The organism is Wenjunlia tyrosinilytica, assembly GCF_014646055.1.
Classification (GTDB): Bacteria; Actinomycetota; Actinomycetes; order Streptomycetales; family Streptomycetaceae; genus Wenjunlia; species Wenjunlia tyrosinilytica.
The window spans coordinates 16,167-32,574 of sequence record NZ_BMMS01000041.1; the positions used below are offsets into that span (position 1 = coordinate 16,167).

Annotated in this window: 13 protein-coding genes and 1 pseudogene; 9 read left to right on the forward strand and 5 right to left on the reverse strand. The window is 70.8% G+C overall.

Annotation, left to right across the window (positions count from 1 at the left end; all coding sequences use genetic code 11):
- Positions 1-628 precede the first annotated feature (628 nt).
- On the reverse strand, positions 629-2,347 hold the full coding sequence (polX, locus tag IEY86_RS31580; RefSeq protein WP_189135347.1) for a DNA polymerase/3'-5' exonuclease PolX: 1,719 nt from the start codon (positions 2,345-2,347) through the stop codon (positions 629-631).
- Between the two features lie 209 nt (positions 2,348-2,556).
- On the opposite strand from polX, the pseudogene IEY86_RS38530 reads away from it, so the two are divergent.
- A pseudogene (locus tag IEY86_RS38530) lies at positions 2,557-2,889 on the forward strand (class I SAM-dependent methyltransferase); the annotation flags it as partial.
- A 67-nt stretch (positions 2,890-2,956) separates the two neighbouring features.
- On the opposite strand, the gene IEY86_RS31590 reads toward IEY86_RS38530, so the two are convergent.
- Positions 2,957-3,988 (reverse strand): GNAT family N-acetyltransferase, encoded by a 1,032-nt coding sequence (locus tag IEY86_RS31590; RefSeq protein ID WP_308425190.1) that lies wholly within the window; start codon positions 3,986-3,988, stop codon positions 2,957-2,959.
- Between the two features lie 169 nt (positions 3,989-4,157).
- Entirely contained in the window at positions 4,158-4,622 is a 465-nt protein-coding gene (locus tag IEY86_RS31595; protein WP_189135349.1) for a transglycosylase SLT domain-containing protein, read from the reverse strand.
- 503 nt (positions 4,623-5,125) lie between these two features.
- Between IEY86_RS31595 and IEY86_RS31600 the strand changes: the two genes are divergently transcribed.
- The 5 genes from IEY86_RS31600 to IEY86_RS31620 all read left to right on the forward strand — a co-directional run bounded on the left by IEY86_RS31600 (position 5,126) and on the right by IEY86_RS31620 (position 9,943).
- Positions 5,126-6,211 carry an S-(hydroxymethyl)mycothiol dehydrogenase gene (locus tag IEY86_RS31600; RefSeq protein WP_189135350.1) on the forward strand — a complete coding sequence of 362 codons (1,086 nt, stop codon included), beginning with the start codon at positions 5,126-5,128 and terminating at the stop codon, positions 6,209-6,211.
- On the forward strand, positions 6,211-6,846 hold the full coding sequence (locus IEY86_RS31605) for an MBL fold metallo-hydrolase (protein ID WP_189135351.1): 636 nt from the start codon (positions 6,211-6,213) through the stop codon (positions 6,844-6,846). Before IEY86_RS31600 ends, IEY86_RS31605 begins: the two co-directional genes overlap by 1 nt.
- A gap of 355 nt (positions 6,847-7,201) precedes the next feature.
- Complete coding sequence (locus IEY86_RS31610; RefSeq protein WP_189135352.1) at positions 7,202-7,564, forward strand: bifunctional 3-phenylpropionate/cinnamic acid dioxygenase ferredoxin subunit; 363 nt, start codon at positions 7,202-7,204, stop codon at positions 7,562-7,564.
- The gene (locus IEY86_RS31615) at positions 7,561-8,772 is read left to right on the forward strand and encodes an NAD(P)/FAD-dependent oxidoreductase (RefSeq protein WP_189135353.1); all 1,212 of its coding nucleotides are present in this window, start codon (positions 7,561-7,563) and stop codon (positions 8,770-8,772) included. The genes IEY86_RS31610 and IEY86_RS31615 overlap by 4 nt, the downstream gene beginning before the upstream one ends.
- Before the next feature lie 37 nt (positions 8,773-8,809).
- The gene (locus tag IEY86_RS31620; protein WP_189135354.1) at positions 8,810-9,943 is read left to right on the forward strand and encodes an aromatic ring-hydroxylating oxygenase subunit alpha; all 1,134 of its coding nucleotides are present in this window, start codon (positions 8,810-8,812) and stop codon (positions 9,941-9,943) included.
- 76 nt (positions 9,944-10,019) lie between these two features.
- Here IEY86_RS31620 and IEY86_RS31625 read toward each other — a convergent pair whose 3' ends face one another.
- Positions 10,020-10,817, reverse strand: a complete 798-nt coding sequence (locus IEY86_RS31625) for an IclR family transcriptional regulator (protein ID WP_189135355.1) — start codon at positions 10,815-10,817, stop codon at positions 10,020-10,022.
- A 141-nt stretch (positions 10,818-10,958) separates the two neighbouring features.
- Between IEY86_RS31625 and betA the strand changes: the two genes are divergently transcribed.
- Positions 10,959-12,662: a choline dehydrogenase gene (gene betA, locus IEY86_RS31630; protein ID WP_189135356.1), complete on the forward strand. Its 1,704-nt coding sequence runs from the start codon at positions 10,959-10,961 to the stop codon at positions 12,660-12,662.
- A gap of 19 nt (positions 12,663-12,681) precedes the next feature.
- On the forward strand, positions 12,682-13,560 hold the full coding sequence (locus IEY86_RS31635; protein WP_189135357.1) for a methylenetetrahydrofolate reductase: 879 nt from the start codon (positions 12,682-12,684) through the stop codon (positions 13,558-13,560).
- A 245-nt stretch (positions 13,561-13,805) separates the two neighbouring features.
- On the opposite strand, the gene purU is transcribed toward IEY86_RS31635, so the two are convergent.
- Positions 13,806-14,678, reverse strand: a complete 873-nt coding sequence (gene purU / locus IEY86_RS31640) for a formyltetrahydrofolate deformylase (protein ID WP_189135358.1) — start codon at positions 14,676-14,678, stop codon at positions 13,806-13,808.
- 254 nt (positions 14,679-14,932) lie between these two features.
- Here purU and IEY86_RS31645 point away from each other — a divergent pair, with 254 nt between their 5' ends.
- Entirely contained in the window at positions 14,933-16,402 is a 1,470-nt protein-coding gene (locus tag IEY86_RS31645) for an aldehyde dehydrogenase family protein (protein WP_189135359.1), read from the forward strand.
- Positions 16,403-16,408 lie beyond the last annotated feature (6 nt).

Here is a 16,408-nt window from a genome sequence, read left to right on the forward strand (position 1 = left end):
GCATGGTTATCCCAAAGATGCCGTGAATCGTTCCTGCGGAAGAGGTGGTGATGAGTGCCACTCGTCGGTGGATGGAACGGCCCGTTCTCCCGGCGGTTCGTCAAATACCGCTATTTCACGGTGAGTTGGCAAGCGGCTCATAGGGGCTCACGGAGGCGGTGGTACATGGTGGCATCGCATTCAGAATGCGCGCTCCGCCGTTCGGGTGACTTATCCCAGGCATCTGTTGCCCGCATATCCATTCGGTGAGTGACTGTCTCTATCCAACCGGTGGGCCGCCCATCCCTCTCCGGGGAGTGGCAGCGGGCCCAACGTGCCGACTCGGTGGGCCCGGCCCGCCGCGGTCGGGTCTCGGTGCCACTACGAGCGCCCCCGTTGAGGAACTGGATCCACCAGCCGGTGCCGCACCTCGGCGCCGGCTGGTGCGGCCCCGGCTCACGCCGTCTCGCCCCGTTGCCGCCCGGAGCGGGCTCACGGCCGCGGGCCCCACCGACCGCCCACCCGGGTAGGCGCCCCCTCTCCGTACTGCCCGGGTGGGCTTCCGCTCCCGCGCCGGTGGCCCGCGCCTCGGGGTCCTTGCCTCGCGGGTCCTTGCCCCTCGTGGCGCCTCCTCACGCCTCGGGCGCGCTCACGCCTTGCGCAGGAAGGCACGCAGCCGCGTCAGCGGCCAGGTGTTGATCACATCGTCCTTTGTGAGCCAGCCGCGCTGGGCCGTGCCCACCCCGTAGCGCATGTAGGCCAGGTGGGTGACGGAGTGGGCGTCGCTGTCGATGGCGAACTTCACCCCGTGCCGCTTGGCGCGCAGGATGTTCTCGTCCGACAGGTCCAAGCGGTCCGGATGGGAGTTGACCTCGAGCGCCGTCCCCGTGCGGGCGCACGCCGCGAACACGGCGTCGAGGTCCAGGTCCAGGGGCGGACGCTTGCCGATGATGCGCGTCGTCGGATGGCCGATGACATTGACGCGCGGATGCTCGCACGCCTTCACCAGCCTGCGGGTCTGCGCCTCGGGGGACTGGTTGAAGTGCGAGTGCACCGAGGCCACGCAGATGTCGAAGCCCTCGAGGAAGCCCTCCGGCCAGTCCACGCCGCCGTCCGGGCCGATGTTGAGCTCGGTGCCGTGGAGCAGGCGCATACCGTGGTATTCGCGGTCGAGCGCGCGCACCCGCTCGCGCTGGGCGAGCGCCTTCTCGTCCGTCATCCTCTGCATATAGAGGTCGGGCGCGTGGTCGGTGACGGCGTAGTACGTGTAGCCGAGCTCCGCGGCCGTGCGGACCATGTCCTCCAGCGGGGACAGACCGTCCGTCAGATCGGTGTGGGTGTGCAGGTCGCCGCGGATGTCCTTCTCGCCGACGAGGTGGGGCAGTTCACCCCGCGCACCCGCGCGCACCTCTCCCCGGTCCTCCCTGAGCGTCGGGGGGATCCACGGCAGTCCGAGCCGCGCGTACACCTCCTCCTCGGACTTGGAGACGACCTTCTCCCCGGTCTCGGTGTCGAACAGGCCGTACTCGGAGAGCTTGAGCCTGTTGTGCACGGCCAGCTCCCGCGTGCGGATGTTGTGCGCCCTCGACCCGGTGAAGTACTGCAGCCCGGCTCCCCAGGAATCGGGAGGGACCACCCGCAGATCGACCTGGAGCCCCTCGGCGGTGCGGACAGAGGTCTTCTTCGCGCCGCCCACGACGATCTCCGCGGTGTGCGGAAGGCGGGTGAACGCCTCCATGAACGGCGCGGAGTCGTCGGCGGCCACCAGGATGTCGATGTCCCCGATGGTCTCGCGCATGCGGCGGAGCGATCCCGCGTAGGCGCACCGCTCGCAGCCGGTGACGGCCGACAGGTCGGCGACGATGTCCTCGGCGAGCTCCATGGCGGCGTTGAGGGGGACCCGGTCCCCGGCCGCCCGCATCAGGGCGATGCCGTGGCGGATGTTGTCCTCTGTCTTCGGCCCGAACCCCTTCATGTCCCGCAGCCGCCCCTCGTCGAGCGCGGCGACCAGCTCGGTCAGCGAGGAGATGTGCAGCTCCTCGTACAGGGCGACGGCCTTCTTCGGGCCGAGGGTGGGGATGGCCATGAGTTCGCGGACACCGGCGGGGATCCGGTCGCGCACGTCCTCCACCGCCGCCATCTGCCCGGTGCGCAGATACTCGACGACCTTGTCGGCTATGGACTTGCCGACGTTGGGGATCTCGCGCAGGCCCTCGGCGTCGAGTCCGGCGACGTCGGCGTGGTGGCCGCCGATGGCGCGAGCGGCCTTTTCGTAGGCGCGTGCCTTGAACGCGTCTCCGCCGGTGATGAGGACGAGGTCGGCGTACTCCTGGAGCAGAGCCTCGACTTCCTTGTTCCGTCGAGCCACACCACCGAGTCTAGAACGGGGCGGGCGCCACCGCCCTGGTGGAGGCATGGAGGTGCCCGATGACCGGACCCGATCCCGAGGAGCACGCGCGGCGGCTGGCGGCCGAGTCGCTGTCCGCCGACGATCCCACGGGGTGGTTCGAGCGCCTGTACGCCGAGGCGGAGCAGGGCGAGGCGGTGGTGCCGTGGGACCGGGGCGCGCCGCACCGGATGCTGGTGGAGTGGGCACGGGCGGCGGGCCTGGACGGCCATGGGCGCACCGCCCTCGTGATCGGCAGCGGCCTGGGCGAGGACGCCGAATTCTTCTCGGGGCTGGGCTTTCGCACCGTGGCCTTCGATGTCTCGGCCACGGCCGTCCGGGCCGCCCGTCGGCGCTTTCCCGATTCCACGGTGCGCTATCTCACGGCCGACCTGCTGGACACGCCGGACGACTGGGAGAAAGTGTTCGACCTGGTGGTCGAGAGCCTCACGGTCCAGGCGCTGCCGCGCTCGGTGCGGCTGGAGGCCGTCGCCCGGGTCGCGGGCACGGTGGGCCCCGGGGGAACGCTCATCGTCGTGGCGGCGGCGCGCGACAAACGGGACGACCCCGACCAGGGACCGCCGTGGCCGCTCACCCGCGCCGAGGTGGAGTCCTTCGCGACGGGTGACCTGCGGCCGGTGCGGATCGAGGCGGTCCGCGATGCCCAGCAGCCCGGAGTGCGCCGCTGGAGGGCGCAGTTCCACCGGGATCGCCCCCGGCACTAGCCGCGTCGCGGGCCATGGGGTGCTCCATGTCCGAATCGGAGGCGGTGGGCGGCGGGAAGTGGAGCACCGCCCGGTCCCCCAGCGGCCGGTAGCCCAGGCGCTGGTACAGGGCATTGCTCGTGGGGTTCGCCAGGTCGGCGAAGAGCACGACCTCCCGTGCGCCCGCCGCGAGCGCGGCCCTGCCGACCTCGGCGGTCGCGGCGCCCGCGTAGCCGCGCCGGCGCTCCTCGGCAGGGGTGTAGACGGGGCCGACGCGCACCGTTCCCGCCACCATGCGTGTCGTCCCGGCCAGTGCGACGGGCCGTGAGTCCACCTCCCACAGGGTGAGCCCGCCGTGGCCGACACGGTCGTCGACCGCTCCCGCGGGAGTTCCGGCGAGGGTTCCCGTCTCGCGGCCGAACGCCTCGTACCAGCGGATCAGCAGGTCCCGGTCCTTGGGCGTGGCCACCCGGGCGCGCCCCGCCGGCACGGGCCGTGGCCGTGCCGGCGCGGCCAGCCGGTACTGGCGGTGGCGCTGGTGGACCCGGTGGCCGGCGCCCGTGTGCCGCCGCCAGGCGGCGGCGAAGGCGTCGACCACGTCGTTCGCGCCATCGACGCCGGGGACGTCGGCGCAGCCGTCGGCGGCCAGTGCCTCCACCAGCGGCTCAACGGCCTCTCGCGGCAGGCGGGTCAGGAGGACGGGATACGGGGGAGTCTGGAGGAGGGCCCCCTCGACATCGCCGCCGTTCCCCCGCCACCAGCCGAAGCGCGGACCGGTGCCGCCGAACGCGGTCGTGCCGCGCACTCTCAGCGACTCGGCGACGGTCAGGAGCACCGTGTTCTCCGCCGGCCGGGCCCGCAGGAAATCCCCCGCGTGGGCCTGGAATTCGTCGAGTTCTTCCGTGGTCGTCCAAGTCATGCCCCAGGATCCCGGAGGCACATGGCGCCGCGCATCGGGATTTCGCTTCGTGTGCGCGAGCCCCGTCGTGCTTCCCTCGGGGCGCCGGTCGGTCAACAGCCGTATGGGCGGCGGCACTCACGCGGGGTGCCGCCGCCCACAAGGCCGGCGCGGAATCGGATCCGTTCGCTCAGTACGCGGAGTTCACGTTGTCGATCGAGCCGTAGACGTGGGCCGCGTAATTGCAGGCCGCGGTGATGTTGGCCACCGGGTCGTAGATGTTCCACGAGGTGCCGCTGACGTGGTACGCGTTGAAGGTGGGCTGGATCACCTGCATCAGGCCCTTGGACGGGATGCCGGCGGCGGCGTTCGAGTCCCAGAGGTTGATGGCGTACTGGTTTCCGCTGGACTCGCGCATCAGGTTCTTGTAGATGCCGTAGTACGAGCCCGGGATGCCCTTGGCGTTCATGACGTTGAGGGAGCTCTTGATCCAGGTGTCGACGTTCCCCGTGGTCGCGGAGGGAGCGGCGGAGGCGGTCGGGGCGGTGGCGAGGGTCGCGGCCATGACCGCGACACCGGCGGCGGCGACGCCACCCATGGAGAAAAGACGGGACTTGGCCAGGCGGCCGCTCTTCAGCAACTTGGTGAACTGCATGCTGGGGTTCCTCTTCCGTTCGGGACCCCGGAATTGTTAGCAGGACATCAGCGCCGGACAAAGCAGGGCGATTACTAGGAAACCTCGTACCCGATTACGGCAGTGGAAGGGAAAACCGGTCCCCGCCCGCTCAAATCGGACTGTTTCCTACTAGCGAACCTCATACATGACCTAAGTCCTATCGCTCACATCACATGCGCTCGGCCCGAACTCGACGTGGAGCTATCGCGGTGTCGCTTCGAGTGATGGCCCGCAAACCCGCTCCATCGCGCCGAGTTGACTTCTACTCGAATCGGTCGAAATGGGACATTCGACTCACTGTTGGCGAGGTGGCGCCGTCGGGCGGGTCCGCCTCGCGCGCGAAGGGTGCCCCTCGCGCTCCCGTGGGTCCACCTCGCACCCCGGCGATCCGCCCCCCTTGACCGCGAGACCGTCCCGGACCGATGCTGCCGTTGCGATTACAGAGATGCGTTTCGCAGTCTGCAACACTTGAGGAGAAGCTCATGGCTCACCAGGTCAGTGCTGTCGTCGCTCGCGCGAAGGGTGCGCCCGTCTCCCTGGAGACGATCGTCGTGCCCGACCCCGGACCGGGGGAAGCGCTGGTGAAGGTCGAGGCGTGCGGAGTCTGCCACACCGACCTGCACTACCGGGAGGGCGGCATCAACGACGAGTTCCCCTTCCTCCTCGGGCATGAGGCGGCGGGCGTGGTCGAGGCGGTGGGCCCGGGTGTCACCGAGGTCGAGCCCGGTGACTTCGTCATCCTGAACTGGCGTGCCGTCTGCGGCCAGTGCCGGGCCTGCCGCAAGGGCAAGCCGTGGTACTGCTTCTCCACCCACAACGCCACCCAGCGGATGACCCTGCTCGACGGCACACCGCTCTCCCCGGCCCTGGGTATCGGGGCCTTCGCCGAGAAGACCCTCGTGGCCGCCGGGCAGTGCACCAAGGTGGACCCCGCCGCCCCGGCCACCGCGGCCGGACTGCTCGGCTGCGGAGTCATGGCGGGCTTCGGTGCCGCGGTGAACACCGGTGGCGTCGGCCGCGGGGACTCCGTCGCCGTCATCGGGTGCGGCGGCGTCGGGATGGCGGCTGTCGCCGGGTCGGTGCTCGCCGGGGCCGCCACGGTCGTGGCCGTCGACGTCGACCGGCGCAAGCTGGAGCGGGCCAGGTCCATGGGGGCCACCCACACCGTGGACGCGAGTTCCGGCGATGTCGTCGAGGCGATCCGTGAGCTGACCGGAGGGTTCGGCGCGGACGTGGTCGTCGAGGCCGTCGGCCGCCCCGAGACGTACCGGCAGGCCTTCTATGCCCGCGACCTCGCGGGCACGGTGGTCCTCGTCGGCGTGCCGACCCCGCAGATGACCCTCGAGCTGCCCCTGCTGGATGTGTTCGGCCGCGGCGGCGCCCTCAAGTCCAGCTGGTACGGCGACTGCCTGCCCTCACGTGACTTCCCGGCTCTGATCGACCTCTATCTCCAGGGCCGCTTCGACCTCGACGCCTTCGTCTCGGAGACGATCGGCCTCAGCGACGTGGAGAAGGCCTTCGAGCGGATGCACGCCGGTGACGTGCTGCGCTCCGTGGTGGTGCTGTGATGGCGGGTGGGGCACGCGTCGAGCACCTCGTCACCAGTGGCACGTTCAGCCTCGACGGCGGGACGTGGGAGGTGGACAACAACGTCTGGCTCATCGGTGACGACGACGAGGTCGTGGTCGTGGACGCCGCGCACGACGCGGGGGCGATCCTGGCCGCCGTGGGGGACCGCCGCCTGACCGCCGTGGTGTGCACGCACGCGCACAACGATCATGTCAATGCCGCCCCCGCGGTCGCGGACGCCAAGGGCGCGCCGATCCTGCTCCATCCCGCGGACGACGTGCTGTGGAAGATGACGCATCCGCGCCGTCGGCCCGACTGCGACCTGGCCGACGGGGACGAGGTGGCGGCGGCGGGCACCGTGCTGCGGGTCCTGCACACGCCCGGCCATGCTCCCGGCGCGGTGTGCCTGTACGCGCCCGACCTCGGTGTCCTCTTCAGCGGCGACACGCTGTTCGCGGGAGGGCCGGGCGCCACGGGCCGCTCCCACAGCGACTTCGGCGTGATCATCTCCTCGATCGGCGGCCGACTGCTGACCCTGCCGGGCGAGACCGTCGTGCACACCGGGCACGGCGGCAGCACCACCGTGGCCGCGGAGGCTCCCCACCTGGAGGAATGGGCCGCCCGGGGCTGGTAGCGGGCCGCCGCGACGAGCCCGGCCGGCCCCGAGGGGCCCGTGGTGAAGCCCGGAGAAGCTGGGTGAAGCCCGGTGAAGCTGGGTGGAGCCCGGTGGAGCCCGGAGAAGGCCGTCCCAGGACGGCCCCCGACGCGTTGGCGCGGGGGCCGTCCGAGGGCGGCCTTCCGGTGCTTCCCGGCCTCGGTCGTGGGTTGCACCTCTTCCCCAACTGTTGCCTATCGCGCTGTTTAATGCGCATTGAGCAACGCCTGTCCACCCCTCGCCGTCCCGAACGAATCCTTGACAAGGCATGGGGGCGCCCTCAGACTGGCGTTGCGTTAATCGCAATCCGTTTCGCTATACGCACCGAGGTGTCATGATGATTCCCGTGTGCCGTCTCGCCGATCTCCCGCGAGGCGAGGCCTACCGGCTCGAGTCCGACCCCCCAGTCGCGGTGTTCCACACCGACGATGGCGAGGTCTTCGCCATCGACGACACCTGCACCCACCAGGACGCCTCGCTGTCCGACGGCTGGCTGGAGGGGTGCGAGGTCGAGTGCCCCCTGCACGCGTCGAGGTTCGACCTGCGCACCGGCAGTGTCGACGCGCCCCCGGCAAGGCTCCCCGTGCGCACCCACCAGGTCCTCGTGGAGGACGGCATGATCTATCTCGCCCTCTCCGAGGCCCCGCCGAACCTGCCGCCCTGCGGCGTCGCCCGTCTTTGCGGGGGAGCCGCGTGAGGACGGTGGCCGTCGTCGGCGCTTCGCTGGCCGGCCTCTCGGCCGCGCGCTCGCTGCGCAAGCAGGGATTCGACGGCCGCCTCGTCCTCATCGGCGACGAGCCGCACCGCCCCTACGACCGGCCTCCGCTGTCGAAGGAGTTCCTCTCCGGCGCGGTCGGCGAGGCCGACCTCGCGCTGGAGGGGGACGACGAGGACCTGGACGCCGAGTGGGTGCTCGGCTCCGGTGCCGTGGCCCTCGACCGCGGCGACCGCTCGGTGCGGCTCGCCGACGGCCGGTCGGTCAGGGCCGACGGGCTCGTGATCGCCACCGGGGCCGCCGCGCGCACCCTGCCGGGCAGTGAGGGTCTGGAGGGCGTGCATGTGCTGCGCACCCTCGAGGACGCCCGCGCCCTGCGGGACGAACTCGCGAGCGGTGGCCGGCTGGTGGTCATCGGCGGCGGATTCATCGGCGCCGAGGTCGCCTCCACCGCCCGCGGCCTCGGGCTCGAGGTGACGGTCGTCGAGGCCGCCGCCGCGCCGCTGGCGGGTCCGCTCGGTGTCCGCATGGGCGGCGTCGTCTCCTCCCTGCACGCCCTGCACGGCGTCACGCTGCTGTGCGGGGTGGGAGTGAAGGCGCTGAGCGGTCGGCGGCGGGTCGAGGCGGTCCTGCTCGAGGACGGCCGCAGCCTCCCGGCGGACGCCGTCGTCGTGGGGGTGGGCGCCCGGCCGTGCGTCGACTGGCTCGAGGGCTCCGGGATCACCCTGGACAACGGGGTGCGGTGCGGCGCCGACGGCAGCACCGATGTCCCCGAGGTCGTCGCGGTCGGCGACTGCGCGGCGTGGTACGACCCCGCCGCCGGGGGCCACCGGCGGGTCGAGCACTGGACAGGCGCACGCGAGCGACCGGCCCTGGCCGTCACCGCGCTGCTCTCGGGAGGCACGGCGGCGCAGCAGCCGCCCCGTCCGCCCTACTTCTGGTCCGACCAGTACGGGGTGCGGATCCAGTTCGCCGGGCACGCGGCCTTGGCCGACAGCGTCACCGTCGAGGAGGGCACGGAGGCCGACCGGAGCTTCCTCGCCGTCTACCGCAGGTCCGGCGTTCCGGTGGCGGTGCTCGGCGTGGACAGGCCCGGTCCCTTCACCCGCCGGCGCCGGCAGCTCTCCTCCACCGCGGCGGCCCCGCCGACCGTGGCCCCCGCCGCCCCCATGTCCTCCCACGGCCCGTGAACGGCCGATCAACGACGTTTCGCGCGAGGAGTGCGCTGTGACAACGACGAGCCTGCCGGAGAGCCTGATCGCCACGCTCCCTGGGGACTACTACACCGACCCGGACATCTTCCGGCTGGAGCAGGAGCACATCTTCGAATCGATGTGGTTCTGCGTGGCGCGCTCCAGCGACCTGGACAAGCCGGGTGCCTTCCGCACGGTCGACGTGGGGCGCGAGAGCATCCTGGTGACCCGTGCGCGGGACAAGTCCGTACGCGCGTTCTTCAATGTGTGCCGGCACCGGGGCGCCAGACTGTGCACGGAGGAGTCGGGCGAGGTCAGACGCGCCTTCCAGTGCCCGTACCACGCGTGGACGTACGACCTCGACGGCAGGCTGGTCGCGGCGCCCAACCTGACGAAGATGCCGGACATCGGCCGCACCGAGTACGGCCTGGTGAATGTGCACGTGCGCGAGTGGCTCGGCTACGTCTGGGTCTGCGTCTCGGACGACCCGCCCTCCTTCGAGGAGGAGGTCGTGGGCGACGTGGTGGCGCGCCTCGGCGACGTCGAGGCCATCGAGCGCTACGGCATCGCCGACCTCGAGGTGGGCAAGCGGATCGTCTACGACGTGAAGGCGAACTGGAAGCTCATCATCGAGAACTTCATGGAGTGCTACCACTGCGCCACGATCCACCCCGAACTCACCGAGGTGCTGCCCGAGTTCGCCGACGGCTACGCCGCGCAGTACTACGTCGGCCACGGCGCCGAGTTCGGCGAGGAGATCAAGGGCTTCACCATCGACGGCTCGGAGGGCCTGGACCCCATCCCGACGGTGTCCGAGGACCAGGACCGCCGCTACTACGCCATCACGGTGCGCCCGCAGGTCTTCATCAACCTCGTGCCCGACCATGTGATCTTCCACCGGATGTACCCCGTGGCCGCCGACCGCACGATCGTCGAGTGCGACTGGCTGTACCTCAAGGACGTGGTGGAGTCCGGCAAGGACGTCAGCCGCTCGGTGGAGCTGTTCCACCGGGTCAATGTGCAGGACTTCGACGCGTGCGAGCGCTGCCAGCCGGCGATGAGCTCGCGCCTGTACGCCAAGGGCGGGGTCCTGGTGCCCAGTGAGCACCACATCGGCGGCTTCCACGACTGGGTCCAAGCGCGTCTGGGCACACGGCAGCCGCAGTAGCCGCCCCTCCGGTCCCGCGTCCGGTCCCGCGTGCGGACGCGCGGGACCGTGCCGACCGTCGCCGGGGAGCGCGGCCTCAGCCGAGATAGCCCATGCGGACGCTGATCTCCTGAGCGCCCTTGAGCAGCATGGGTGCGAGCTCGGCCATGCGCTCCTCGGTGAACCGGTACGCCGGTCCCGACGCCGTGAGCGCGGCGACCGTCTCGCCGTCCCGTGAGTGGATCGGGGCCGCCATGGCGTTGAGGCCGGCCTCGTACTCCTCCGACGTCGTGGCGTATCCGCGCTCGCGGGCGAGGGCGAGGTTCTTCTCCAGCTCGGCCTTGGAGGTGATGGTCCGCGGCGTCAGGCGCTCCAGGCCGGCCTCGGCGAGCAGCTCGGCCCGGCGCGAGGCGGGCAGGTGGGCGAGCAGGACCTTGCCGCTGGAGGTCGCGTGCAGCGGTGTCAGCTGCCCCACCCAGTTGTGGGCGGTCACCGCGGCGGGGCCGCGGACCTGGTAGAGGTTGATCGCGTAGTGGGCCTCCAGGACGGCCACGTTCACCGTCTCACCGAGCTCCTCCGCCAGCCGCTCGCACACCGCGCGGCTCTGCTGGGTCACATCGATGCGCCCGGTGACGGCGCCGGCCAGGCGCACGATCCCGAAGCCGAGGCGGTACTTGCCGCGCTCACCCGCCTGCTCCACCAGTCCGCGCGCCTCGAGGGCGCCGAGTAGTCGGAACGCGGTGGATTTGTGGACGTCGATCTCCCCGGCCACCTCGCTGACCCCGGCTTCCCCTCGCTGGGCGAGGATCTCCAGGACGCTGATGGCGCGGTCGACGGACTGCACCCCGCCCGCGGGGGCGCCGGCCGTTTCAACCTCTGGGCTGTAGTTGCTCATGACGAAACTATAAGTGCTGTCACCAACAAGATATGCGGCAAGCGACAGCTTTGAAAGTTGCGTTGCTCGCAACCTATTGCGTATAGCGCTACTCGTATTAGCATGTCGGCACATCGACGGCGCAAGCGAGACGAGGGCCCCATGGCGTCCAAGCAGTACGACTTCGTCATCGTCGGCGGCGGCTCCGCCGGCAGCGCACTTGCCAACCGCCTCTCCGCGGATCCCGGGAACCGGGTGCTGGTGCTCGAGGCCGGGCGGTCCGACTTCCCGTGGGACGTCTTCATCCACATGCCCGCGGCGCTGACGTTCCCCATCGGCAGCCGGTTCTACGACTGGAAGTACGAGTCCGAGCCCGAACCCCATATGCGCGGGCGGCGCATCTACCACGCCCGCGGCAAGGTCCTCGGCGGTTCCAGCAGCATCAACGGGATGATCTTCCAGCGCGGCAACCCCTTGGACTACGAGCGCTGGGGCGCCGACCCGGGCATGGAGACCTGGGACTACGCGCACTGCCTGCCGTACTTCAACCGCATGGAGAACTGCCTGGCCTCCGACCCCGAGGACGAGTTCCGGGGCCGCTCGGGGCCGCTGGTCCTGGAGCGGGGCCCGGCGACCAGCCCGCTCTTCCCCGCCTTCCTGCGGGCGGTCCAGCAGGCCGGATACCCGCTCACCGACGACGTCAACGGCTACCGGCAGGAAGGCTTCGCCGCCTTCGACCGCAATGTCCACCGCGGCCGCCGCCTTTCCGCCGCGCGGGCCTATCTGCACCCCGTCATGAACCGGCCCAACCTCCAGGTGAGGACACGAGCCCTGGTGACGCGCGTCCTGTTCGAGGGCAAGCGCGCCGTCGGTGTCGAGTACCGCGTCGGGCGGGGCGCTCCCCAGCAGGTGCGCGCCGGCGAGGTGATCCTGTCCGGCGGGGCGATCAACTCCCCGCAGCTGCTCCAGCTCTCCGGCGTGGGCAACGCCGACGAACTGCGGGCGCTGGGCATCGACTCCGTGCACCACCTCCCCGGTGTGGGCGAGAACCTCCAGGACCACCTCGAGGTCTACGTCCAGCACTCGTGCACCCAGCCGGTCTCGATGCAGCCGTACCTGAAGTGGCGCTACCGGCCGTGGATCGGTTTCCAGTGGCTGTTCCAGCGCAAGGGCCCGGGGGCGACCAACCACTTCGAGGCGGGCGGCTTCGCCCGCAGCAACGAGGACGTGGACTACCCCAACCTGATGTTCCACTTCCTGCCCATCGCGGTCCGCTACGACGGCTCCTCGCCCTCGGGCGGCCACGGCTACCAGGTGCACATCGGCCCGATGTACTCCGACGCCCGCGGCACGGTGAAGATCAAGAGCAAGGACCCCCGGGTCCACCCCGCGCTGCGGTTCAACTACCTGTCGACGGAGCAGGACCGCCGCGAGTGGGTCGAGGCGATCCGGGTCTCGCGCGAGATCCTGCGCCAGTCCGCGATGGACGAGTTCAACGGCGGTGAGATCTCACCCGGACCCCAGGTCGAGACCGACGAGCAGATCCTCGACTGGGTCGCGAAGGAGGGCGAGACCGCGCTCCACCCGTCCTGCACCTGCAAGATGGGCACGGACGAGATGTCGGTGGTCGACCCTGCGGACATGCGGGTGCACGGCACGCAGGGGCTGCGGGTCGTGGACGCGTCGGTGATGCCGTACGTCACCAACGGCAATATCTACGCGCCCGTGATGATGGTCGCCGAGAAGGCCGCCGACCTCATCCTCGGCAATGAGCCGCTGCCGCCGTCGAAGGCGCGGTACTACCGGCACCGCGACGCCGAGCAGGGCCACGTCCCCGGGGCCGTCCCGGAGAGCGGGAACGCCTGAGAGAACGGGAACGCGGCTCATGCGGCGAGCGCCGTCCACCGAACGCGCCCGGCAGGCCCGCCCCGCGGCGGGCCTGCCGGAACTCCTGCGCCAGGTCCGCTACGAGGTCCTGCCCGCCAGGTCGACCGAGGAGAAGGTGCTCGGCCACGTCGGCACCGACGTCACGGTCACCGTCACCGCGTCGCCGGTCAAGGGCCTGGAGCCGACACTCGACCTCGCCACCCGCCTGGCCGGGCACGGCTACCGCGTCGTGCCGCACATACCCGCCCGGCTGATCGTGGACGAGTCCCATCTCGCGGAGGTCACCGGACGCCTGGTCGCGGCCGGGGTGGAGGATGTGTTCGTACCGGCCGGGGACGCGGATCCACCGGCCGGCAAGTACGCCGGCGCCCTGCCGGTGCTCCAGCGGCTGGGGGAGCTGGAGAGCCCGTTCGCCCGGGTCGGCATCACCGGGTACCCCGAGAGCCATCCGCGCATCGACGACGACGTGACGGTGCAGTCCATGTGGGACAAGCGCGCGCACGCCACCTACATCGTGAGCAATCTGTGCTTCGACCCGAAGGTGCTCGGCGGCTGGGTGCGGCGGGTACGCCGCAGGCAGATCACCCTGCCCCTCCACGTGGGCGTGGCCGGGCCCGTCGAGCGGACGAAGCTGCTGTCCATGGCGACGAAGATCGGGGTGGGGGAGTCGGCGCGGTTCCTGGCCCGGCACACCTCGTGGTTCCTGCGCTTCGCCGCTCCGGGCGGCTATTCGCCCGAGCGGCTGCTGACGGGCACCGCGTCCGTGCTCACCGACCCCGAGGCGTCGGTGGCGGGCCTGCACCTGTTCACGTTCAACCAGATCGCCGAGACCGAGCGGTGGCGCCGCCGGATGCTGGAGCGCCTCGGCCCCGGCTGAGAGGCTCCCGGGCGCCCGGACCTTCGGGCCCCGGGCGCGACCGCATCCGGGCGTCACCGCATCCGGGAGTGACCGCATCCGGGAGTGACCGCATCCGGGAGTGACCGCATCCGGGTGCCCCGCCATGCGCCGCGCCCTGGCCCGGCCGTGACGGACGTCCCGTTGCCGCCGCCGAATCGCCCGGCCGGGCTTTCCCGGCCGGGCGATTCGGCGCAGGGCGATTCGGATCGCCGGTGTCCCCGCCGTCAGCGGAAGATCACGGTGCGGCTGCCGTTGACCATGACCCGGCTCTCGCAGTGCCACTCGACGGCGCGGGCCAGCACCTGCGCCTCGACGTCCCGCCCGACCGTGACCAGTTCGTCGGGGTCGCGGGAGTGGTCCACGCGGACGACGTCCTGCTCGATGATCGGGCCCTCGTCCAGGTCCGGGGTCACATAGTGCGCGGTCGCGCCGACGAGCTTGACGCCGCGCTCGTGCGCCTGCACATACGGCCGGGCGCCCTTGAAGCTGGGCAGGAACGAATGGTGGATGTTGATGGCCCGGCCTTCGAGCTGCTTGCACAGGTCGTCCGAGAGGATCTGCATGTAGCGGGCGAGCACCACGAGGTCGACGTCGAGCTCGTCGACCAGCTCCAGCAGCCGCGACTCCGCCTGCTCCTTGGTCTCCCGGGTCACCGGGATGTGGTGGAAGGGGATGCCGTAGGTCCCTGCCAGGGACTCGAAGTCGCGGTGGTTGGAGACGATCGCCGGGATCTCGATGTTCAGGGCGCCGGTGCTCCTGCGGAAGAGCAGGTCGTTCAGGCAGTGCCCGAACTTCGAGACCATGATGAGCGTCCTGGTCGGCGTCGAGGCGTCCTGGAGCTTCCACGCGATCTGGTACGCCTGCGCCACGGGGCCGAAGCCGGACCGCAGCTCCTCGATGCCGATGGCCGGGTCGCCGAGATCGAAGTGCACCCGCATGAAGAAGCGGTCCTGGGACCGGTCGTCGAACTGCTGGCTCTGCAGGATGTTGCCCGAGTTCCGCACGAGAAAGCCGCTCACGGCGTGGACCAGCCCAGCGCGCTCGGGACACGAGAGAGTGAGGACGAACTCGTGGCCGGGTTCCGGTCGAGTAGCCATGTGCATCCTCCGTTGGTGCGTATTGCACAACAGGGTGAGTGATACGCAACATAGTCCAACTCGATGTCCCGTGAGGTCAAGGGTCGGCGGGTATCTGTCCGGCGCGCTCGGGCCGCCCCGTATATATGCGGCCACGATCCGCCCAGACCCCTTGACGTGTGTAACCCCTTGGGCGATGGTGTTCCCCACCAAGAAATGCGGTGCGTGATACGCAACGAAGACGCAGCGACGTCCCACTCCGAAGGGTTCCGCGCGTGGCAGATCTGTATCTCGACGGCGAATGGCGCGACGCGGTGGCAGGCGGCCACCGCGAGATTCGCTGTCCCGCGGACGGCACCCTCGTCGCGACCGTGTCCGAGGGGACGACGGCCGACGCCGAGACCGCGATCCTCGCAGCTCGGCGGGCCTTCGACGAGGGCCCCTGGCCCAGGACCCCGGAACGCGAGCGCGGAGCCCTGCTGCTGAGGGCCGCCGCCGTCATCGAGCGCGACGCGAAGCTGTTCGCCCGCGCCGAGTCCCTCGACACCGGCAAGCGCCTGGTGGAGAGCGAGTACGACATCGCCGACGTGGTGGGGTGCCTGCGCTACTACGGCGGCATCGCCGGCACCAGCGCGGGCCGGGTCGTCGACACCGGCCGCGACGACGCCATCAGCCGGGTCGAGTACGAGCCGGTGGGCGTGTGCGCACTGATCACCCCCTGGAACTACCCGCTGCTCCAGGCGTCATGGAAGGTCGCTCCCGCGCTCGTCGCGGGCAACACCCTGGTCCTCAAGCCGAGCGAGCTCACCCCCTCCACCGCGATCCTGCTGATGAGGGCGCTGGAGGAGGCCGGGCTGCCCGCCGGCGCCGCCAACCTCGTCCTGGGCACCGGCCCCGAGGTCGGCGCCCCGCTGGCCGAGCACGCGGGCGTCGACATGGTCTCGTTCACCGGCGGCCTGGAGACGGGCAGGCGGATCATGGCGACGGCCGCCGCCACGGTGAAGAAAGTGGCCCTGGAACTCGGCGGCAAGAACCCCAATGTCGTCTTCGCCGACGCCGACTTCGAGACCGCCGTCGACTTCGCCCTGACGGCCGTCTTCGTCCACTCCGGCCAGGTCTGCTCGGCCGGAGCGCGCCTGATCGTCGAGGACTCGCTGCACGACGCCTTCGTGGACGAGGTGGTGCGGCGCGCCGGGCTGATCCGGCTGGGAGGCCCGTTCGACAACGACGCCGAGACCGGCCCCCTGGTCTCCGGGGCCCACCGGTCGAAGGTCGAGTCCTACGTGGCCGCCGGGCTCGCCGAGGGCGCCGTGCTGCGATGCGGCGGCCGCAGGCCGGACGACCCCGCGCTGGAGGGCGGCTTCTACTACCTGCCGACCGTGCTGGACGGGTGCCGCGGCGACATGACCGTGGTGCGCCAGGAGTCCTTCGGCCCGGTGCTCACCGTGGAGACCTTCTCCGGCGAGGACGAGGCCGTGCGCATCGCCAACGACACGGAGTACGGGCTCGCCGGAGCGGTGTGGACGCAGGACGCGGGCAGGGCCCAGCGCGTGGCCCGGCGGCTGCGCCACGGCACGGTCTGGATCAACGACTACCACCCCTATGTGCCGCAGGCGGAGTGGGGCGGCTTCGGGCATTCGGGTGTCGGCCGCGAACTGGGGCCGACCGGCCTGGAGGAGTACCGCGAACCCAAGCACATCTGGCACAACATCCAACCCCGGCCGCAGCGCTGGTTCAGCGGCTGAGCGGCC

Excerpts from the sequence above, each read along its gene's own strand:
- IEY86_RS31590 (WP_308425190.1), bottom strand. The coding sequence starts at position 3,988 with ATGACTTGGACGACCACGGAAGAACTCGACGAATTCCAGGCCCACGCG.
- IEY86_RS31595 (WP_189135349.1), bottom strand. The coding sequence starts at position 4,622 with ATGCAGTTCACCAAGTTGCTGAAGAGCGGCCGCCTGGCCAAGTCCCGT.
- IEY86_RS31600 (WP_189135350.1), top strand. The coding sequence starts at position 5,126 with ATGGCTCACCAGGTCAGTGCTGTCGTCGCTCGCGCGAAGGGTGCGCCC.
- IEY86_RS31605 (WP_189135351.1), top strand. The coding sequence starts at position 6,211 with ATGGCGGGTGGGGCACGCGTCGAGCACCTCGTCACCAGTGGCACGTTC.
- IEY86_RS31610 (WP_189135352.1), top strand. The coding sequence starts at position 7,202 with ATGATGATTCCCGTGTGCCGTCTCGCCGATCTCCCGCGAGGCGAGGCC.
- IEY86_RS31625 (WP_189135355.1), bottom strand. The coding sequence starts at position 10,817 with ATGAGCAACTACAGCCCAGAGGTTGAAACGGCCGGCGCCCCCGCGGGC.
- betA (WP_189135356.1), top strand. The coding sequence starts at position 10,959 with ATGGCGTCCAAGCAGTACGACTTCGTCATCGTCGGCGGCGGCTCCGCC.
- IEY86_RS31635 (WP_189135357.1), top strand. The coding sequence starts at position 12,682 with ATGCGGCGAGCGCCGTCCACCGAACGCGCCCGGCAGGCCCGCCCCGCG.
- purU (WP_189135358.1), bottom strand. The coding sequence starts at position 14,678 with ATGGCTACTCGACCGGAACCCGGCCACGAGTTCGTCCTCACTCTCTCG.